The sequence below is a fragment of the Neorhizobium fuzhouense genome (genome assembly GCF_042611105.1).
In the GTDB taxonomy this organism is placed as follows: domain Bacteria; phylum Pseudomonadota; class Alphaproteobacteria; order Rhizobiales; family Rhizobiaceae; genus Neorhizobium; species Neorhizobium galegae_A.
Genome location: NZ_JBHFFP010000010.1, coordinates 23,648 through 42,408, shown reverse-complemented (window position 1 = coordinate 42,408; position 18,761 = coordinate 23,648). Strand labels below are relative to the sequence as shown.

General features: G+C 62.4%; 14 protein-coding genes. 5 read left to right on the top strand and 9 right to left on the bottom strand.

What is annotated here, in order from left to right:
- Window positions 1-136 precede the first annotated feature (136 nt).
- Complete coding sequence (locus tag ACEXP3_RS17390) at window positions 137-610, top strand: chemotaxis protein CheW (RefSeq protein WP_210103620.1); 474 nt, start codon at window positions 137-139, stop codon at window positions 608-610.
- 96 nt (window positions 611-706) lie between these two features.
- Here ACEXP3_RS17390 and galE read toward each other — a convergent pair whose 3' ends face one another.
- The 3 genes from galE to mscL all read right to left on the bottom strand — a co-directional run bounded on the left by galE (window position 707) and on the right by mscL (window position 3,586).
- Window positions 707-1,738: a UDP-glucose 4-epimerase GalE gene (gene galE / locus ACEXP3_RS17385; RefSeq protein ID WP_377298411.1), complete on the bottom strand. Its 1,032-nt coding sequence runs from the start codon at window positions 1,736-1,738 to the stop codon at window positions 707-709.
- A gap of 156 nt (window positions 1,739-1,894) precedes the next feature.
- Entirely contained in the window at window positions 1,895-3,061 is a 1,167-nt protein-coding gene (locus tag ACEXP3_RS17380; RefSeq protein ID WP_377298410.1) for a pyridoxal phosphate-dependent aminotransferase, read from the bottom strand.
- A 102-nt stretch (window positions 3,062-3,163) separates the two neighbouring features.
- Window positions 3,164-3,586 carry a large conductance mechanosensitive channel protein MscL gene (mscL, locus tag ACEXP3_RS17375; RefSeq protein WP_210104146.1) on the bottom strand — a complete coding sequence of 141 codons (423 nt, stop codon included), beginning with the start codon at window positions 3,584-3,586 and terminating at the stop codon, window positions 3,164-3,166.
- A gap of 218 nt (window positions 3,587-3,804) precedes the next feature.
- On the opposite strand from mscL, the gene ACEXP3_RS17370 reads away from it, so the two are divergent.
- On the top strand, window positions 3,805-7,308 hold the full coding sequence (locus ACEXP3_RS17370) for a PAS domain-containing hybrid sensor histidine kinase/response regulator (RefSeq protein WP_377298409.1): 3,504 nt from the start codon (window positions 3,805-3,807) through the stop codon (window positions 7,306-7,308).
- 205 nt (window positions 7,309-7,513) lie between these two features.
- Complete coding sequence (locus ACEXP3_RS17365; protein WP_377298408.1) at window positions 7,514-8,791, top strand: OpgC family protein; 1,278 nt, start codon at window positions 7,514-7,516, stop codon at window positions 8,789-8,791.
- Window positions 8,792-8,903: 112 nt separating this feature from the next.
- Here the strand turns inward: ACEXP3_RS17365 and ACEXP3_RS17360 are convergent, their stop codons facing one another.
- Window positions 8,904-10,016 carry a sensor histidine kinase gene (locus ACEXP3_RS17360; protein ID WP_377298407.1) on the bottom strand — a complete coding sequence of 371 codons (1,113 nt, stop codon included), beginning with the start codon at window positions 10,014-10,016 and terminating at the stop codon, window positions 8,904-8,906.
- Between the two features lie 256 nt (window positions 10,017-10,272).
- Between ACEXP3_RS17360 and ACEXP3_RS17355 the strand changes: the two genes are divergently transcribed.
- Together ACEXP3_RS17355 and ACEXP3_RS17350 are read left to right on the top strand one after the other, a co-directional pair.
- The gene (locus tag ACEXP3_RS17355) at window positions 10,273-10,641 is read left to right on the top strand and encodes a CidA/LrgA family protein (RefSeq protein ID WP_377298406.1); all 369 of its coding nucleotides are present in this window, start codon (window positions 10,273-10,275) and stop codon (window positions 10,639-10,641) included.
- Entirely contained in the window at window positions 10,641-11,363 is a 723-nt protein-coding gene (locus ACEXP3_RS17350) for an LrgB family protein (protein ID WP_210103627.1), read from the top strand. The genes ACEXP3_RS17355 and ACEXP3_RS17350 overlap by 1 nt, the downstream gene beginning before the upstream one ends.
- A 55-nt stretch (window positions 11,364-11,418) precedes the next feature.
- Here the strand turns inward: ACEXP3_RS17350 and ACEXP3_RS17345 are convergent, their stop codons facing one another.
- The 5 genes from ACEXP3_RS17345 to ACEXP3_RS17325 form a co-directional block, all read right to left on the bottom strand.
- Entirely contained in the window at window positions 11,419-11,826 is a 408-nt protein-coding gene (locus ACEXP3_RS17345; RefSeq protein WP_377298405.1) for a hypothetical protein, read from the bottom strand.
- Window positions 11,827-12,635: 809 nt separating this feature from the next.
- Window positions 12,636-14,849, bottom strand: coding sequence for a 3-hydroxyacyl-CoA dehydrogenase NAD-binding domain-containing protein (locus ACEXP3_RS17340; RefSeq protein WP_377298404.1), 2,214 nt, complete (start codon window positions 14,847-14,849; stop codon window positions 12,636-12,638).
- A gap of 178 nt (window positions 14,850-15,027) precedes the next feature.
- Window positions 15,028-16,236 (bottom strand): acetyl-CoA C-acetyltransferase, encoded by a 1,209-nt coding sequence (locus tag ACEXP3_RS17335; protein WP_377298403.1) that lies wholly within the window; start codon window positions 16,234-16,236, stop codon window positions 15,028-15,030.
- A 48-nt stretch (window positions 16,237-16,284) separates the two neighbouring features.
- Window positions 16,285-16,482, bottom strand: coding sequence for a hypothetical protein (locus ACEXP3_RS17330; RefSeq protein WP_377298402.1), 198 nt, complete (start codon window positions 16,480-16,482; stop codon window positions 16,285-16,287).
- A gap of 310 nt (window positions 16,483-16,792) precedes the next feature.
- On the bottom strand, window positions 16,793-18,586 hold the full coding sequence (locus tag ACEXP3_RS17325) for an acyl-CoA dehydrogenase C-terminal domain-containing protein (RefSeq protein ID WP_377298401.1): 1,794 nt from the start codon (window positions 18,584-18,586) through the stop codon (window positions 16,793-16,795).
- Window positions 18,587-18,761 lie beyond the last annotated feature (175 nt).

Genomic DNA, 18,761 nt, shown 5'->3' with positions numbered 1-18,761 from the left:
GATTTGATCCCGAAGACGCCTGGAACGATCTGCGCGCGGCGGTGCCGGCACAGATCCAGTTCGGCGCATGGTCTAGCCCTTATTCTGTCAGGCAATCGATCGACGCACCGCAACCCCAGCTGGGAGACCTATCTCAATGAACGTGCAACAGACGACCAGTGACGAACTCCTCGAGATCATCGCCTTCCGGCTGCATGCGCAGGAATTTTGCGTGCGCACCACCTCGATCCGGGAAATCCGTGGCTGGGCGCCGGTGACGCCGCTGCCGCATGCGCCTTACGAAGTCATCGGCGTGATGAACCTGCGCGGCACGGTAATCCCGATCGTCGATCTCGCCGTCAAGCTCGGCATGGACAATACCGAGGTCAACGAGCGCAGTGCCATCGTCGTCACCGACATCAAGGGAATGACGATCGGCATGCTGGTCGATCGTGTGTCCGACATCATGACCGTTCCGGCAAGCCGCCTGCAGCCGGTGCCGATGGCCGCGGGCTCCAGCTCCGCCTTTTCCGATGGCATCATCGCCCATGACAGCGGCATGATCTGCTTCCTCAACCTGGAACGCATGTTTGCAGCCGACGACGCCGACGACTGGGGCATGGTGGCCTGAGCCATTCGGCCGCGATATCTTCTCTTCTCAAACGACAAGGGCGCCGGATCTTTCTCCGGCGCCCTTGTCGTTTTCATCGTCCAGATCCTGCGTCCTTCAGAAACTGGCAGCCAGTCGCCGGCGCATGACCTGCACATCGGCATGAGCCGGTGCATCAAGGCCGCGCTCCCAGGCAAGGGCGGTCGTAATGATGTGGTCGAGGTCGTCATGGGCCGGCGTCCAGCCGAGCAGCGTGCGGGCCAGCGTGGAATCGGCAATCACCGCTCCCGCATCGCCAGCCCGGCGCGGGCCGTAATGTACCTTAAATTCATGCGTTGCCGCCCGTTTGACGGCCGACAGCACCTCCAGCACCGAATAGCCCCGGCCATAGCCGCAATTGGCCGTGAGCGACGCCCCGCCCGCGCGCAGATGGCCAAGCGCCTTCAGATGCGCGGCAACGAGATCGCTCACATGGATATAGTCGCGAATACCGGTTCCATCCGGCGTCAGATAGTCGGTGCCAAACACCTCGACGGAGCGGCGCCTTCCAAGCGCTGCCTCGCAGGCAATCTTGATGAGATGCGTTGCGCCTTCCGTGGAAAGCCCGGTGCGTCCCTGCGGGTCGGCGCCCGCCACGTTGAAATAACGCAGCGCCACGTAACGAAACGGATGGGCGGCGCTTGCATCGCGCAGCATTATCTCGGCCATCAGCTTGGATTGGCCATAGGGGTTCTTCGGCCGTGTCGGGGCCGTTTCCTTGACCGGCGCATCATCCGGCTGGTCGCCATAGACGGCAGCCGTCGAGGAAAATACGAAATGCTGGATGCCCGCCGCAATGGCGGCCGCCGCGAGCTGGCCGGTCTTTGCGGTATTGTTGTCGTAATAATCGAGGGGATGCGCCACCGATTGCGGCACGATGATGGAGCCGGCAAAATGCAGGATGGCGTCGATAGTGTTTTCCGAAAAGATGCGGTCCAGCACGCTGCGGTCTGCGACATCGCCGAGATAGAACCGCGCCTTGTCCGGCACCGCCCAGCGGAAGCCGGTGGACAGCCGGTCGAGCACAACCACCTCTTCGCCGGCCTCCAGAAGGGCCAGCACCATATGGCTACCGATATAGCCTGCGCCGCCTGTTACGAGAACTGTCATGGTTCGATGCTCCTGCCTTGCTCAATCGGCGCATCGAACCACGGCAGAGTTCATCAACACTTACCCGGCAGGGATCTGTCAGGTCATTGTTTCTCATAGAGAAAACAGGATATTTTCGAAACCCCTAAAGTTTTACCCAAAGGCCGGAATCACGCCTCAGAGTTTGAGGATATACTCCGCCAGCCGCCCGGCGGCATCTTTCACCTGGGCGGGATCCCGCAGGAAGCAGGCGCGCAGGAAGGCGCCGCCGCCCGGCCCGAAGGCGGTTCCGGGTGCCAAGCCCACCAGTGTCTTGTCGACGATGTCGAAGGCAGCGGCACGCGGATCCTCGATGCCGTCGACCTTCAGGAAGGCATAAAGCGCGCCGTCCGGCTTCAGCGTCTGCACGCGGTTGGTGGCAATCAGCGTGTCGCAGAGGATATCGCGCGAGGTGCGGGCCCGCTCGATATTGGAGCGCAGGAAATCATCGCCGTGATCGAGCGCTGCGATCGCCCCGCGCTGCATGAAGGGCGTGAGGCCCGAGCTGGAATACTGGATGAGGTTTTCCAGCACCTGGCCGATCGCCGGCGGCGCCACGATCCAGCCGACACGCCAGCCGGTCATCGACCAGTTCTTGGAAAACGAATTGGCATAGAGGATCAGGTCGTCCGGCGTCTGCACATCCAGGAAGGAGGGTGCGCGCGGGCCATTGTAATAGTAAAGCGCATAGATCTCGTCGGCGATGATCCACAGGCCATGGCGGCGGGCGAGCGACAGGATGGCCTTCAGGTCATCCTCGGTCGCGGTCCAGCCGGTCGGGTTCGACGGCGTGTTGATGAACAGCGCCCGCGTGCGGGGCGTGATCGCCGCCTCCAGCTTGCCGATATCGAGCGACCAGCCGCCGCCGACGAAATCAACCGGCACCGGCACCGGCTTTGCGCCGGCAATGCCGACGGCTGCCACGATATTGGGCCAGCTCGGCGTCAGATAGATGATCTCGTCGCCCGGCGCCGTCAGTGCCTGGACACACAGGTTGATCGCATGCATGCCGGAGCTTGTCGCAAAAAAATGCTCCAACGGCAGCGAAACGGAAAAGTGCCGCTCATAGTAGCGCGACAGCGCCTGGCGCAGTTCCGGCAGGCCGCGCTGCCAGGTGTAAAAGGTCTCGCCGGCATCCAGCGAATCTTTGGTCGCCTGGTTGATGAAGGCCGGGCTCGGCAGGTCGCCCTCTCCGGCCCAGAGCGGAATGAGGCCCTGGCGGCCGCGGGCATAGTTGACCAGTTCGACAATGCCGCTCTGGGGGGCGGCAAGCGCACGCGCGCTCAGGCTTTCCATCTGTTTCATGCACAAGGTCTCCATCTCTTTCCGTCATAGCGCAGGCTCTCGCCGAAATCCCATGAGTTTCGGTGAGAGCCTGATCGAATCTGGTGATGGGTGGCGTGCGGGTCAGCGCGTCTTCAAAAGATCGCGGATCTCGGTCAGCAACTGAACATCGGCCGGCGGCGGGGCGGGTGCGGCTTGCGGCGGCGTCTTTTCGTCATGGATGCGGATGCGGTTCACCGCCTTCACCATGAGGAAGATGATCCAGGCGAGGATGAGGAAATTGATCAGCACGGTCAGGAACTTGCCATAGGCGAAGACGGCGCCCTGCTGCTTTGCCGCCTCAAGCGTTGCCGCCGTGATGGAGGAGTTGAGCGGCAGGAAATAGTTGGAAAAATCGATGCCGCCGACCACGACGCTGACGACCGGCATCACCACGTCGTTGACCAGCGAATTGACGATGCCGGTAAAGGCACCCCCGATGATGATACCGACCGCCAGATCGACGACATTGCCCTTGGCTATGAAGGAACGGAATTCTGAGATCATCGACATGGCTGCCCTTTCGCTGTCACTTTTGTTGGATGCGGGTGAATATATTGCACGGATTGCCGCGGGAAAGGTGCAGCTGGAACGACCGTGTCCAACGGTCCCGTTTCTTGTCGCCCTTCGACTTTTTGCCAAGGCACAGCTTGATTTCCAAGCCGCCCGCTTTGGCGTAGATTGGAAAGGGCCAATCGCCCCCGGTTGGCCGTGTGGGAGGGGTCATGCTGCCTGGCTGGGTGATTTTGCTGTCGGCCTGCGCCTATATCCTGCTGCTGTTTGCCGTCGCCAGCTACGGCGACCGCAGGAGCAGGCGGCTCGGCGTGCCGAAAAAAGGCCGTCCGGTCGTCTATGCGCTGAGCCTTGCCGTCTACTGCACATCCTGGACCTATTTCGGCGGCGTCGGTCTTGCCTCGGAACGCGGGCTGGAATTCACCGGCATCTATATTGGCCCCATCCTGGCATTTACCCTTGGCATGCCGCTGATCCGGCGCATCGTGGAGCTGGCAAAGGCTGAAAAGCTCACTTCGGTTGCCGATTTCATTGCCGCCCGCTACGGCAAAAACTCCACCGTTGCCCTCATTGTCGCGGTCATCTCGCTGGTCGGTGCCATTCCCTATATCGCACTGCAACTGCGCGCAGTCTCCGATTCGGTGGCCGCCATCGTGGATCCCGGCCAGTACGGGATCGGCAGCGGCAATCTCTATTTCCTTGACCTCGCTCTCATCGTGACGCTGCTGATGGCGTGCTTTGCCGTGATGTTCGGCACCCGCCACACCGATGCGACCGAACACCAGGATGGACTGATTCTTGCCGTCGCCATGGAATCGGTGGTCAAGCTCGTCGCCTTCTGCACCATCGGGCTGTCGGTGATCTTCCTGATTTTCGACGGTCCGCAGGATCTTTGGGCAAAAGCCTCCGAAAATCCGCTGGTCGATGCCTCGCTTGCCTATCGGACACCGCTTGCGCGCTGGCTTATGCTGATCGGCCTGTCGGGCTTTGCCATCCTGATGCTGCCGCGCCAGTTCCATGTGACGGTTGTGGAAAATCGCACCGCGGCCGAACTGAAAATGGCCGGCTGGCTTTTGCCGCTCTACCTCGTGGCGATCAACCTCTTCGTGGTGCCGGTTGCCATCGGCGGCCTCATCGAATTCGGCGGCACCGGCAATGCCGATCTTTACGTTCTGCAACTGCCGCTGTCGCAGGAAATGGCCTTCGTCACGCTGATTGCCTTCATCGGCGGCTTTTCGGCCGCAACCGCCATGGTCATCGTCGCCTCGGTTGCGCTCTCCATCATGATATCGAACGATATCGTCATGCCGATTTTCCTGCGCCGCAAGCTGATGACCTCCAGCGGCCAGCGGGCGGATTTTGCTAAACACCTGCTGCGCATCCGCCGCACGGCGATCCTTGTGGTGCTGATGCTGGGCTATGGCTATTACCGCGCAGCCGATGCCGATACCGGCCTTGCCTCGATCGGGCTTCTCGCCTTTGCCGCCATTGCGCAGATGGCGCCGGCGCTGTTCGGCGGCCTGTTCTGGCGGCGCGCCAATGCGCGTGGCGCCATTGTCGGCATGTGCCTCGGCTTTATTGCCTGGGCCTATCTGCTGTTCGTGCCCAGTCTCGGCGGGCCGGACAATTCAGCCCTTGCCGCCACGGTTCTCGATTTCCTCGTGCCTGGCACGACGCTGTTTTCCGGTCCCGGCGCCGATCCGCTGGTCAATGCCGTCCTGCTCAGCCTCATTGCCAACAGCGCGGCCTTCGTCATCGGCTCCTTGTCGCGAAACCCGCGCCCCATGGAGCGCATCCAGGCGGGCATTTTCGTCAAGCGCCACCTGCGTTCGCAATTTGCCACGCGCGGCTGGAAGACCCGCGTCAGCGTCGGCGACCTCAAGGCGGCAATCGCCCGCTATCTCGGCGAGGAGCGCATGCTGCGCTCCTTTGCCCATTACGAGCGCACCGCAGGCCGCCGCATTGCCGACAAGGAGGCCGCCGACATGGCCTTCATCCATTTTTCCGAACAATTGCTCGGCAGCGCCATCGGCTCCTCGTCGGCACGGCTCGTGCTGTCGCTGATTCTGCAAAAGGCGGAGGATACGAGCGCCGACACCGCCTGGCTGCTTGATCAGGCAAGTGAAGCGCTGCAATACAATCAGGACATGCTGCAGACGGCGCTCTCCCAGATGGACCAGGGCGTGGCCGTGTTCGACAGTTCCGACCGGCTGGCAATCTGGAACCGACGCTTCCGCACGCTGCTCGACCTGCCCGAACAGGTCGGCCAGGTCGGCTATCCGCTTGGCGATATCGTCGGCATCCTCACCGACCGGGCCGATATCTCGGCAGAGCAAGGGGTCACGGTGATGGGGCGCATCAAGGCGCTCGACACACCCTTCTCTCTGGCGCTGCGCGGAGGCGAGCGCATCATTGAAGTGCGCTCCAACGCCATGCCCGATGACGGCATCGTGGCGACCTTTACCGACATGACCGACCGCGTTGCCGCCGCCCAGGCGCTGAGGCAAGCCAACGAGACCCTGGAACAGCGGGTGGAGGAGCGCACCGCCGAACTGACGCGCGTCAACCGGGAACTGGCCGAAGCGCGCGCTGCCGCCGAGGAGGCGAACCTCGGCAAGACGCGCTTCTTCGCCGCCGCCGGCCACGATATCCTGCAGCCACTCAATGCGGCGCGCCTTTATTCCTCCTCGCTTGTCGAGCGGCTTGGCCAGTCGGACAACAGCGCGCTTGTCCGCAACATCGATTCGGCGCTGGAATCGGTCGAAAGCATTCTGGGTGCGGTGCTCGATATCTCGCGGCTCGATACCGGCGCCATGAAGCCGCGCGTCACCTCCGTGCCGCTTGATGACCTGATGCGGCGCATCGAGACCGATTTTGCGCCGATTGCCCGCGAGAAACGGCTGAAATTCCGCGTCATGCCGACCTCGCTCAGCGTGCGCACCGACCCCAATCTCTTGCGCCGGCTCGTTCAGAACCTCGTCTCCAATGCCATCAAATACACCCTGAGCGGCAAGGTGCTGGTGGGCGTGCGCCGGCGTGGGCGCGAGGTGGTGATCGAGGTAGTCGATTCCGGCATCGGCATCCCCTCCTCCAAGTTCAAGACGGTGTTCAAGGAGTTTGCCCGCCTCGATGAAGGTGCGCGCACGGCGGCCGGCCTTGGCCTTGGGCTCTCCATCGTCGACCGCATCTCACGCGTCCTGTCGCATCCGGTCGAGCTTGCCTCGACGCCCGGGCGGGGCACGATTTTCCGGGTGCGGGTGCCGCGCGATCTCGGCCGCCCGAGAAGCCTTGCCGTTTCGGAGGGTCCCCAGCCGCTGCCGCAACCGCTGTCGGGGCTGAAGGTCCTGTGCATCGACAACGAGCCGAAGATCGTCGAGGGCATGACGCTGCTGCTGAGCGGCTGGGGATGCACCGTTTCCACCGCCGGGTCGCTTGCAGCCATCGATCGCCTCCTGGAACAGGGCACGGCCAGTCCGGACGTGGTGATTGCCGATTACCATCTGGATGACGGCACCGGCATCGAGGCGATCCTGAAGCTGCGGGCACACACCGGAACCGCCCTGCCCGGCCTGTTGCTCACTGCCGATCGCAGTCAGGAAGTGCGCATGCAGGCGGATCAATACGGCCTTGGCCTGCAGCACAAGCCGGTAAAGCCGGCAGCGCTTCGCGCCTACATCACCCAGGCCGCCGCCATTCGCCGGGCTGCGGCCGAATAGACGCGCCGCCTTTCCGGTTTTGACTTCCCCTGCCATCGATTTGCGGTTAATGCCGCAATTGTGACAATCGCTTCGCTACAACAAGTGTTGCGCTGCGGGAACCGCCCCGCTTAAGCCGCGTTAAATGGCCAAACTTCCTGCCCGTAGAGGCATCACGGACCGACCGGCGCGAGCCTTCGGACGCTACGAGACGGAGACGCGACCGATGAAACGCTATGACCTTATAGACGGTATGCGGGGTTACTTCCTCGTTTTCATGTTGATCAACCACCTGATCTTTGCCGGTGGCTACTGGCTTGTGAACATCAACCACAACCAGCTGGCTTTCGTGGAAGACGCGCAGGGCTTCGTCTTTCTGTCCGGCCTGCTGATCGGCATGGTCTATGTGCGCAAGATGGCCAAAAACGGCTATGCCGCCGGGCGACAGGCGATCTATTCGCGCGCCTTCGAACTGTACCGCTATGCCATGGGCATCGTGATCTGCGTGCTTGCCGCCCAGATGGTGCTGCCCGGCGCCTATTACATCTGGTACAACTGGCTGGGCTACACGACCTTTGACGATCCCTGGCGTCTGGCCGCCATTGCCGGCTTCGTCTTCCAGCCGACCTTCATGGACATCCTGCCGCAATACATCATCTACATGCTGTTTGCGCCGATCCTCGTCAAACTGGTCATCGACGGCAAGTGGGCGCATGTCATGGCCGGCTCGCTGATCCTGTGGATGGCCGGCCAGCTTGGCCTGCAGAAAATCGTCACCGATCCGATCAACAGCATCTTCATGCGGCCGGACGACCAGGGCATCCGCGCCTCGTTCAACCTGCTCGGCTGGCAGATCGTGTTCTATTCCGGCCTGGTGCTGGGCGCGCTGACCTCGCTCAACCGCATCAACTGGGGCAAGATCTTTTCGCCGGAAAACAGCTTCATCCCGACGATCTGCGTGCTGGTCTGCGGCTTCTTCCTGCCGCTGCGCATCCTGACGGCCCACGGCATGATGCCGGCGGAACTGGCCGGCAAATTCGCCACGATGGAAATCCGCGCCGATTTCGGCCCGGTCTACCTCATCAACTTCGTGGCCGCCGCCACCCTGTTGACCTGGATGGTGATCGCCGGTCCGAAGCACAAGTCCGAATGGGTGCGCCGTATTGCCAATGCCATCATCTGGGTGCTGTCGCTGAAATTCCTGCAGCTTCTCGGCCGACACTCCCTCTATGTCTATGTCTGGCATGTCGGCATCGTCTATGCGGTCTATTATTTCGACGGCCGCACACCGGAGCTGTCTCAGCTGACCAAGACCATGATTGCCGTCAGCTGCATCGGTCTCCTCGCCATCCCGGCCCTGTGGCGCGAGCGCGACAAATGGCTGGTGCTGGATGGCAGTGGCGCCGGCGGACCGCAGACGGCAAAGGTCGGCGTGACCTCCAGCAGCAAAGGTCTTACGTCGAAGGCCTCGCTCACAGCCAAAGGCGTTGCGAAAACGGCCTGAGCGAACGCAACCGCGACACTCTCCCCTCCCATGGCGGCACCGGAAACGGTGTCGCCATTTTCTATTGTCCTCCAAGTCCCCGACGGCAGCGCTGGGGCAAAGCCGGCCCGCCTCAGGCCAGCACGTTTTGCGCCCGCATGTCGAAATGCACGACAAGGCCGGATGGCGCATAGGTGAGGCTGCAACCGCCGCCAAGGCTTGCCGACATGCGCCGCACGAGGTCCGTCCCAAAGCCCTGGCGACTGGGCGCGGCAACCTGCGGGCCGTTCTGTTCGCGCCAGACGAGATCGATCAGATCGCCGGGTTCAGCGGCATCCTGGCCCTCGGCCGGACGGCGCTCCCAGGAGACGGCAATCTGCCCGGTGTCTTCGGAGAGAGCGCCATATTTCAAGGCATTGGTGCCAAGCTCGTGGATGATGAGGCTGAGCGAGATGATGGTGGCGCCATTGAGGTTCAGCCTTGGCCCGCTAAACACCAGCCGGTCGCCTTCCGACAGGCCAAGCGGTTCCAGCGCGGCAAGGATTGCCTCGCGCATATCGGCGCTGCCGCCATGCAGCGAGCCGCGCAGAAGCGTGATCGAATGGCCCATGGCCTGCACCCGCTGGCGCAGCTGCGTGCCCAGTTGCTGCGGTGTGGTAGCGTGGCGCTGCGACAGCGCGATCAGGCCGCTCGTGGTGGCGAGCAGGTTTTTCAGCCGGTGATCCACCTCTTCCGACACCAGTTGCTGCAGTTGCAGGTTATAGGCCAGATCATCGCGCACCCGCACCTGCGATCCGTAAGCGGCGAGCAGCAGTTGCAGCAGGCCGAGGTCGATGGCGACGACGAAGAAATAAAACGCAAGTGCGGTGATGGAAGGGCCGGTCAAGTTGAACGAATGCGCCGGCGGGATGAACCAGTACCAGGCCACCAACCCGCAGATGATCGTGTTCATGATCGCCGGGTAAATGCCGAAACAGAAACCGGTGAGGATGACGGCCGGGAAAAAGGTGAGGTAGGGAAAGCCCGGCGGCAGATAGTCATCCACGAGGAAGCGCAAGGCGACCGCGACGGCGGCAATGATCAGCGAGATGACATAGGCCACCGCCTGCTGCCGGAGCGTCGGGCGCTGCGTTGTGGAACGGAAGGCCGGCAGCCGTGACAGCAATTCCACCACGCGATTGTCGCGCGCGGCAAGCCGGCTAAAAGCCAAGGCTGCGCGCGACGGCGCCTCGCCCTTGCGTACCATCAACACTTTCCCCCTCGGCCCGAATTCGCCAGAGCATAAATTGTATGCGACTGTTTTTATATAGAAATGCCGCATGCACCAATACCGCAGGCATGCGGCGAACCGCAACTGCAAAACATGCGGGGCAAGCGGCCCTGTCTCCTCCTCTTCACGAAGCTGTGGCCGCGCTGCTGCACCGGGCTTGCCGTGCGGCATGGCCCGATGCCTCTGTCGGGTGTAGGGATAGCCTTGACCACTCACCACGCCGGAGAACACCATGCTACGCGGCATTGCGGCCCTTCTTCTTTTCCAACTCTTAGGCGAAAGTCTCGTCTTCCTCACCAAGCTGCCGGTTCCCGGACCCGTTATCGGCCTGGTGCTTTTGTTTGTGGCCCTGCATCTGGGGCGCCGCGCGGGCCGAGCGCCGTTTCCGCAGGTGGAAACGGCCGCCAGCGCGCTTCTGTCCAATCTCGGCCTGCTGTTCGTGCCGGCCGGCGTCGGCATCGTCTCGCTCTGGGGCGTTCTGGAAGCGCAGCTTCCGGCCATTGCCGTGGTTCTGGTGGTCTCGGCGGCCGTCACCCTTGCCGTGACGGTGTGGACCTTCATTGCCGCCCGCCGGTTCTTTGATGGAAAATGGGGGGCCTGATGCGCAGTCCTGTCGATCTCTGGGTCTATCTCTCCACTTCGCCGCTGATCTGGCTGACGCTCACCGTCTGCACCTGGATTGCCATGTCCGAACTCTCGGTCCGCCTGAAGCGCAATCCGCTGGCAAACCCGGTCCTGACCTCGATCATCGTGCTTTCGGCGGTGATGACGGTATTTCACATCCCTTACGAAAAATTCTTCGCCGGCGCACAGTTCGTGCATTTCCTGCTCGGGCCGGCCACGGTTGCCATCGCCATTCCGCTTTATCTGCAATGGGATGAGGTGAAGCGCGTGCTGATGCCGATCGCCGTGGCCCTCCTCGTCGGCTCCGTTGCTGCGGTGCTGTCGGTGGTGGCGCTCGGCATGCTGGTCGGGCTGCCGCGCGAAATGATGCTGTCCTTCCTGCCGAAATCGGCAACGGCGGGCGTTGCCATGGCGATATCCTCCTCGCTCGGCGGCAATCCGTCGCTGACGGCGGTCCTGGTGATCCTCACCGGCATTATCGGCGCCCTCATCGTCACGCCGATGATGAACCGCATGGGCATCCGCGATTATGCCGCGCGCGGCTTTGCCGTCGGCCTTACCTCCCACGGCATTGGTACTGCCCGCGCCTATGACGTCCATGCCACGGCCGGCCTGTTTGCCGGCATTGCCATGGCGCTCAATGCCATTGCCACCTCGCTGATCGTGCCTCTGGCGGCAAGGCTGCTGATTGGTATCTGACCGCTTACCGATCAAACCAAAGCGGCCGACTTGCCGGAAGCATGGGCGAACAGGCTCAGGCACCAGACGTGCGACCGAAACTGCGCTGTGCCCCGGAGGTGCCCGCGATGGGGCGGAGGTTCGCATCGAAAAGATGGTCACAATGGTCGAGAGCCGCCAGCATTTCCGGCTGGCGCCGCCCGCGAAGGCCGGCGCAGGGCGGATAGGAGCGGTGATACTGGTTCGATTCCCGCTGCGCCCGCGACAGAAAACCCCGGCATTGCCGGGCGCGGCGGCAGGCGGACAGATCACAGGTCTTCCAGTAGCCGAGGACGGTCGCCGGAACCTGCATCATGATCTGGCAATGCCGGTCCCGCTCCTCTTCCGGCAGGTCATCGAACTGGCTGCGGGTGAGCCCGTTCATATGGGGCTCGTTTTCATAGCGCCAGTTTTCGCGTTCACGCTCTTCTCTGCTCATGGCCACGGGCTTTTCTCCTTATCCTCTGCGCCATGCCAAAACCCCGCCGGACCTTCAAAAGGCCTGCGGTTGCAAGGAGAAGCCACGCAAGGGCGAATGCCCAATGAGTATACGTAAGAATGGCTCCGCCCTCGCGTGGCCTTCGGTGTCTTGTCGGGGCATCCCTGCCCCTACAGATGACCGCCTCGTCCCACTGCACACCGGTTTCCCGATGCTTGCACGGCTTGACCGAACCGGGCATGGCTGCCCGGGGAGGACTTGATAGGCCGGCATTGGCGCCGCCATGGCTTTCACCTCCCCACAAGGCCGCCGCACGTTACGACAACCCCATGAGGCACCGGCCCCGCCTGCCCGCGACCGTCTCGCGAAACACTCCGGCAGCAGAGGCACGGGCATTATGCGCCAGGTTTGAGCGGCGGGGACAAGGAAGGCGTCAAGGCACTGGATTTGCAGGGAAAGCGGTGGGATTTGTCCCCGTGAGGACGGCACGCTCCGGGCGGCGGGCGGTGGATCCTCGGGTCAAAGCCCGAGGATGACGAGGGTTTGCGTGGGGACTTCACTGGAGTGAAGCCGGCCGCCCCTCCCAAACCCTCCCCACAAGGGGGAGGGCTTAACCCGGCCGCACCTTCTGATGCGAGACCGGGCTGATGCGGGAACGGGACGCTTGCCGCATCGTATCTCCCCCCTTGTGGGGGGGCCGAAGGACGGGGCGAGACCCGTGGCTCGACCACGGTCGGCCCGGCAGGGCAGAGAGGGCCTTATTTCAAATGCGATCACCCTCCCCTGGAACAGGGGAAGGTGATTGCAAGACGTCATCACGCCGCCTTCTGCGCGGCGCCATAGGGATCAAAGCGCGTGTAGAAGGTGTCGCCCTTTTCCGCCATGTCGAGAAGCAGCGGGGTCGGCCTGAAGTGGTCGCCATATTCCGCCGCCAGTTTTTCGCAGAGCGCCACGAAGGTTTTGACCCCCATGCCGTCGATGTAGGACAGCGTGCCGCCCGTATAGGGCGCAAAGCCGAAGCCGAGGATGGAGCCGACATCGGCCTCACGCGGGTCCGTCACAATGCCCTCTTCCATGGTGCGGGCAGCTTCCAGCGCAATGGTGACGAGAAGGCGCTGCTTCAGGACGGTGACATCCACCTCGGCGGCCGGCTTCTGCGGATAAAAATCCTTGAGGCCAGGCCAGAGCGACTTTTTCTGAGGCTTTGGCGGATAATCGTAGAAACCGCGGGTATTCTTGCGGCCGCGACGATCGAGATCGTTCACGAGCTTGTCCACCAGCGCCATGTGTTCGGGCTTCACCGAGGCTTGCCCGAGATCCGCAATCGACGCCTTCATGATCTTCTGGGAAAGATCGACGGCCACCTCGTCGTTCAAGGACAGCGGGCCGACCGGCATGCCGGCCATCTTGGCGGCATTTTCGATCATGGTGGCCGGCACGCCTTCGATCAGCATGTCATAGGCTTCGTTGATGTAGCGGAAGACGCAGCGGTTGACATAGAAGCCGCGCGTATCGTTGACGACGATCGGCGTCTTCTTGATCTGGGCGACGTAATCGAGCGCCACGGCCAGCGCCTCGTCGCCGGTTTCCTCGCCGAGGATCACTTCCGTCAGCATCATCTTTTCGACCGGCGAGAAGAAATGCACGCCGATGAACTGTTTTGGGCGCTTTGAATTCTGCGCGAGACCGGTGATCGGCAGCGTCGAGGTGTTGGAGGCGAAGATCGCGCCTTCCGGCAGCACGGCCTCGACCTTTTCGATGACATCCTTCTTCACCTGCCGGTCTTCGAACACGGCTTCCACCACGAGCGAGACATCCGACAGGGTCGAATAATCGGCGGTGGGCGTGATGAGGGAGAGCAGCTTTTCGCCGTCCTCCTTGGTCATGCGGCCCTTGCCGATCTGGTCGGCCACCAGCTTTTCCGAATGCGCCTTGCCCTTGGCGGCGGCCTCCTCGTCACGGTCGATCAGCGAGACGGCAATGCCGGCGGCAGCCGTCACATAGGCAATGGAGGCGCCCATGAAGCCGGCGCCGACGACGCCGATCTTCGTCAGTTTCTTCTTCTCGATGCCGGCCGGGCGTCGCGCGCCCTTGCCCAGTTCCTGCATGGAAATGAACAGCGAGCGGATCATCGAAAAGGCTTCGGTGGTGCGCAGGATCTGCGTGAAGTAGCGCTGCTCGACCTTGAGCGCCGTATCGAACGGCAGCTGCAGGCCTTCATAGACGCATTTCAGGATGGCAAGCGCGCCCGGATAATTGCCCGCCGTCTCGCGACGCAGGATGGCGGGGGCGGCCGGCCAGAGCTGGGCCGACGCCGGCGTCCAGATGCCGCCGCCGGGCACCTTGAAACCCTTCTCGTCCCAGGGCGCGACGGGCTTCAGGCCATCCTTGATCATCTGCTTTGCGGCCGGCACCAGCTGATCCGGCTCGACCACCTGATGGACGAGGTTCATGGCCTTGGCGCGCTGCGGCGTCAGCGTCTGGCCGGTCGTCATCATCTGCAGGGCGTCCTGCGTATTGGCAAGGCGCGACACACGCTGCGTGCCGCCGGCACCCGGAAAGATGCCGACCTTGACTTCCGGCAGCGCCAGCTTGACCGACTTGGCATTCGAGACCACGCGGCCATGGCACGACAGCGACAGTTCCAGCGCGCCGCCCATGCACACGCCGTTGATGGCGGCCACCCACGGCTTGCCGTTGGTTTCGATCTTGCGCCACAGCCATGTCATCCGCCCGGCTTCCTCGAACAGTTTTTGCATGGCGGTTTCCGGGTTCTTCGCCTGCTCTTCCTGCAGAAGCGTGAACATGCCGCGGATCATGGTCAGGTCCGCGCCGCCGGAAAAGGCGTTCTTGCCGGAGGTGAAGACGACACCCTTGACGGCCGCGTCGCTTACGGTGGCATCCACGATGGCATCGATTTCCTGCATCACCTCGACGGTGAAGACGTTCATCGACTTGTCCGGCATGTTCCAGGTGACGAGCGCAATGCCGTCTGCGTCAGTCTCGACGGTGAAATTCTTGTAGGTCATGTTGGGGTACCTCTTCCCTTGAATTTTTGCCGATGTCGCCGCCGCTCCACATCCGGTGCGATCTGGCGCGGGTTAAGCCCCTCCCCCTTGTGGGGAGGGGTTGGGGAGGGGAAATTGCCGAGAAAACCCCTCCCGCCTGCCGGCCACCCTCCCCACAAGGGGGAGGGTTGGAACCCCATCACACCCTCTCGATCACGGTCGCCGTGCCCATGCCGGCGCCGATGCAGAGGGTGACCAGCGCGGTGTTCAGATCACGCCGCTCCAACTCGTCCAGAACGGTGCCCAGGATCATTGCGCCGGTGGCGCCAAGCGGATGGCCCATGGCGATGGCGCCGCCATTGACGTTCATCTTGTCGTGGCTGATTTCAAAGGCCTGCATATAACGCAGCACGACGGCGGCAAACGCTTCGTTCAGTTCGAAGAGGTCGATATCGGCAATCGACATGCCGGTGCGCTTCAGCAGCTTTTCGGTGACGTCGACCGGGCCGGTCAGCATCAGCGCCGGATCGGAGCCGATATTGGTGAAGGATCTGATGCGGGCGCGGGGCTTGAGCCCCATGCTTTCGCCGCCCGCCTTCGAACCGACGAGGACGGCGGCGGCGCCATCGACGATGCCCGACGAATTGCCGGCGTGATGCACGTAAGCGATGCGCTCCACCTCCGGATGCGCCTGGATACCGACGGCTTCGAAACCGCCCATTTCGCCCGGCATCTGGAAGGACGGGTTGAGCGCCGCCAGCGACTGCATGTTCGTTTCGGGCCGCATATGCTCGTCGCGGTCGAGGATCACGAGGCCGTTCTGGTCTTTGACGGGAATGACGGACTTGGAGAAATAGCCTTTTTCCCAGGCATTCGCCGCGCGCTTCTGGCTTTCGACGGCGTAGGCATCGACGTCATCGCGCGAAAAGCCATATTTGGTGGCGATCAGATCGGCAGACACGCCCTGCGGCATGAAATAGCCGGGGAAATTGACCGAGGGGTCCATGTACCAGGAGCCGCCGGACATGCCCATGCCGACACGCGACATGCTTTCCACACCGCCGGCGATGACGATATCGTCCGAACCGGCCATGACCTTGCCGGCGGCGAAATTGACGGCATCGAGACCCGACGCGCAGAAACGAGAAATCTGCATGCCCGGAGCCTTGGTGGAATAGCCGGCCTCGAAGGCGGCAGCCTTCGGGATCACGGCGCCCGCATCCATGACCGGATCGACACAGCCCATGATGATGTCATCGACGGTGGACGTGTCGAGCCCGTTGCGATCGCGGATGGCCTCCAGCGTTCTGGCGGCAAGGCGCACGGACGGCACCTCATGCAGCGCCCCATCCTTCTTGCCACGGCCGCGCGGCGTGCGCACGTGGTCGTAGATATAGACTTCGGTCATCTCTTGTCTCTCCCTACCGCCAGACCGAGTAGCTGGTCGGCGTTCTTGCTATCTATTGTTGGTTTTCTCGCTCACGACGGCGGACTTAACTGCTTCTTCAGGCGCAGAGATTTCGATGATCATTTGGCCTGCGCGGGTAGTGACTTCGACTAAATCACCCTCACGCCAACCGACCGCGATCAACAGGTCAGCTGGAATTGGCATGGCGACTTCGCCATCCGTTTCGACAAGACTTACCAAAGCCATATCAAGCTCCGCCTATCCTAGTGTCCATTTTCCGCGCCGATCGTCATCGGCAGAGGCACGAAAGTTCCTTCTTCCGCAGTTCAGTAGCTGCCCAACGCATGTCGTACTGCCAGGAATAAAACAACGGGCTTCCTTCCAGATCTTTCCTATGATGCTCCCAGATAAATTGGGCAACGTAGAGAATCGAGCCTTCTCCATTATTGGCCTTCAATGCCTCCAAAACCCAATCCCTCAAATCAGACTTAGAAACCATTCATCCCCTCCCCCACCCTCCCCACAAGGGGGAGGGAGCCCGTCGGCACAATCGCAATCAGAATGCCTCTGCCGCGAGTTCCATCAGCGTGTCGCTGCCGGCTTCGATGCGGATCTTGCGCAGCGCGGTTTCGGGCATGATCTTCTCCATGTAGAAGCGCGCCGTGACAAGCTTGGTTTTTAAGAAATCCTCGCGCGCGTCGCCGGCGGCGAGGAGGTCCTGGGCGGACTTGGCCATCTTCGCCCACATGTAGCCGAGCATGACGAGGCCGAAGAGGTGCATGTAATCGGTGGAGCCGGCGCCGGCATTGTCGGGCTTGGCCATGGCATTCTGCATGAACCACATGGTCGAGGCCTGCAGGTCGTTCAGGCCCTTCTTCAGCGCCTTGGTGAAGGGCGCCATGGCCTCGTTCGAGCGGTTCTCCTCACAGAAATCACCGATTTCCTTGAAGGCGGCCATCACGGCGCGGCCGCCGTTCAGCGCCAGCTTGCGGCCGACGAGATCGAGCGCCTGGATGCCGTTTGCGCCCTCGTAGATCATGGCGATGCGGGCGTCGCGGACATACTGGCTCATGCCCCATTCCTCGATATAGCCATGGCCGCCATAGACCTGCTGGGCCATCACCGCATGGTCAAAACCCTTGTCGGTCATGACGCCTTTCAGGATGGGCGTGGCAAGGCCGAGCAGGTCGTCCGCCGCCTGACGCTCCTTCTCATCGGAGGAGCGGTGGGCGATGTCCGATTTCAGCGCCGTCCACAGCATGAAGGCGCGGCCGGCCTCGTTGAAGGCCTTGATCGTCATCAGCGCGCGGCGGATGTCGGGGTGGACGATGATCGGATCGGCCGATTTTTCCGGCGCCTTGGGGCCTGAGAGCGAACGGCCCTGCAGACGGTCCTTCGCGTAAGACACCGCGTTCTGATAGGCCACCTCGGAAATTGCGAGCCCCTGCAGGCCGACGCCGAGGCGTGCCTCGTTCATCATCACGAACATGGCGTTGAGGCCCCTGTTCTCTTCTCCGATCAGATAGCCCGTCGCCCCGTCATAGTTCATCACGCAGGTGGCATTGCCGTGAATGCCCATCTTGTGCTCGATGGCGCCGCAGACGACGCCGTTGCGGGCGCCCGTCGAGCCGTCTCCGTTGACCAGAAACTTCGGCACGATGAACAGCGAAATGCCCTTGGTGCCGGCCGGTGCGCCTTCGATGCGGGCAAGCACCAGATGGACGATATTGTCCGTCATGTCGTGTTCGCCGGCCGAGATGAAGATCTTCTGGCCCGACAGCTTGTAGGAGCCATCGGCCTGCGGCACCGCCTTCGTGCGCAAGAGGCCGAGATCCGTGCCGCAATGCGGTTCGGTAAGGTTCATCGTGCCGGACCAGGTGCCGGCGACCATGTTCGGGAGATAAGTCTTCTTCTGCGCGTCGCTGCCCTGGACGAGGATCGCGGCAATGGCGCCCTGGGTGAGACCCGGGTACATCATCAGCGACATGTTGGCGGCAGAGGTATATTCGCCGACGGCGGCATGCAGCGTGTAGGGCAGGCCCTGGCCACCGAACTCTTCCGGCACGGCAAGACCGATCCAGCCGCCCTCGCAATAGGCGTCATAGGCCTGCTTGAAGCCTTTTGGCGTGGTGACCGAGCCGTCTTCCGCGCGCACGCAGCCTTCCTGATCGCCGGAATAATTGAGCGGAAAGAGCACTTCTTCGGACAGGCGCCCGGCTTCAGACGCGATCGCCTCGATCATGTCCGGTGTCGCATCGGCAAAGCCCGGCAGGTTGTTGTAGCGCTCGATGCCGAGCACGTCCTTCAGGATAAACAGCGTGTCTGTGACCGGGGCCTTGTAGACGGGCATGGCGCGAACTCCTCCAAATCAGCGGCCGGATCAACCGGCATTCATGACCCTATAAAATATTGACGTGCGCGTAAACGTCAATCGATAAAAACCGTGCCCTGCGCGATGAAATTCCCGTCATCGAGGCCCAGCCAGCCGCTGTTTCCTGCGGTGCGGCGAAACTTCGTTAAAACTT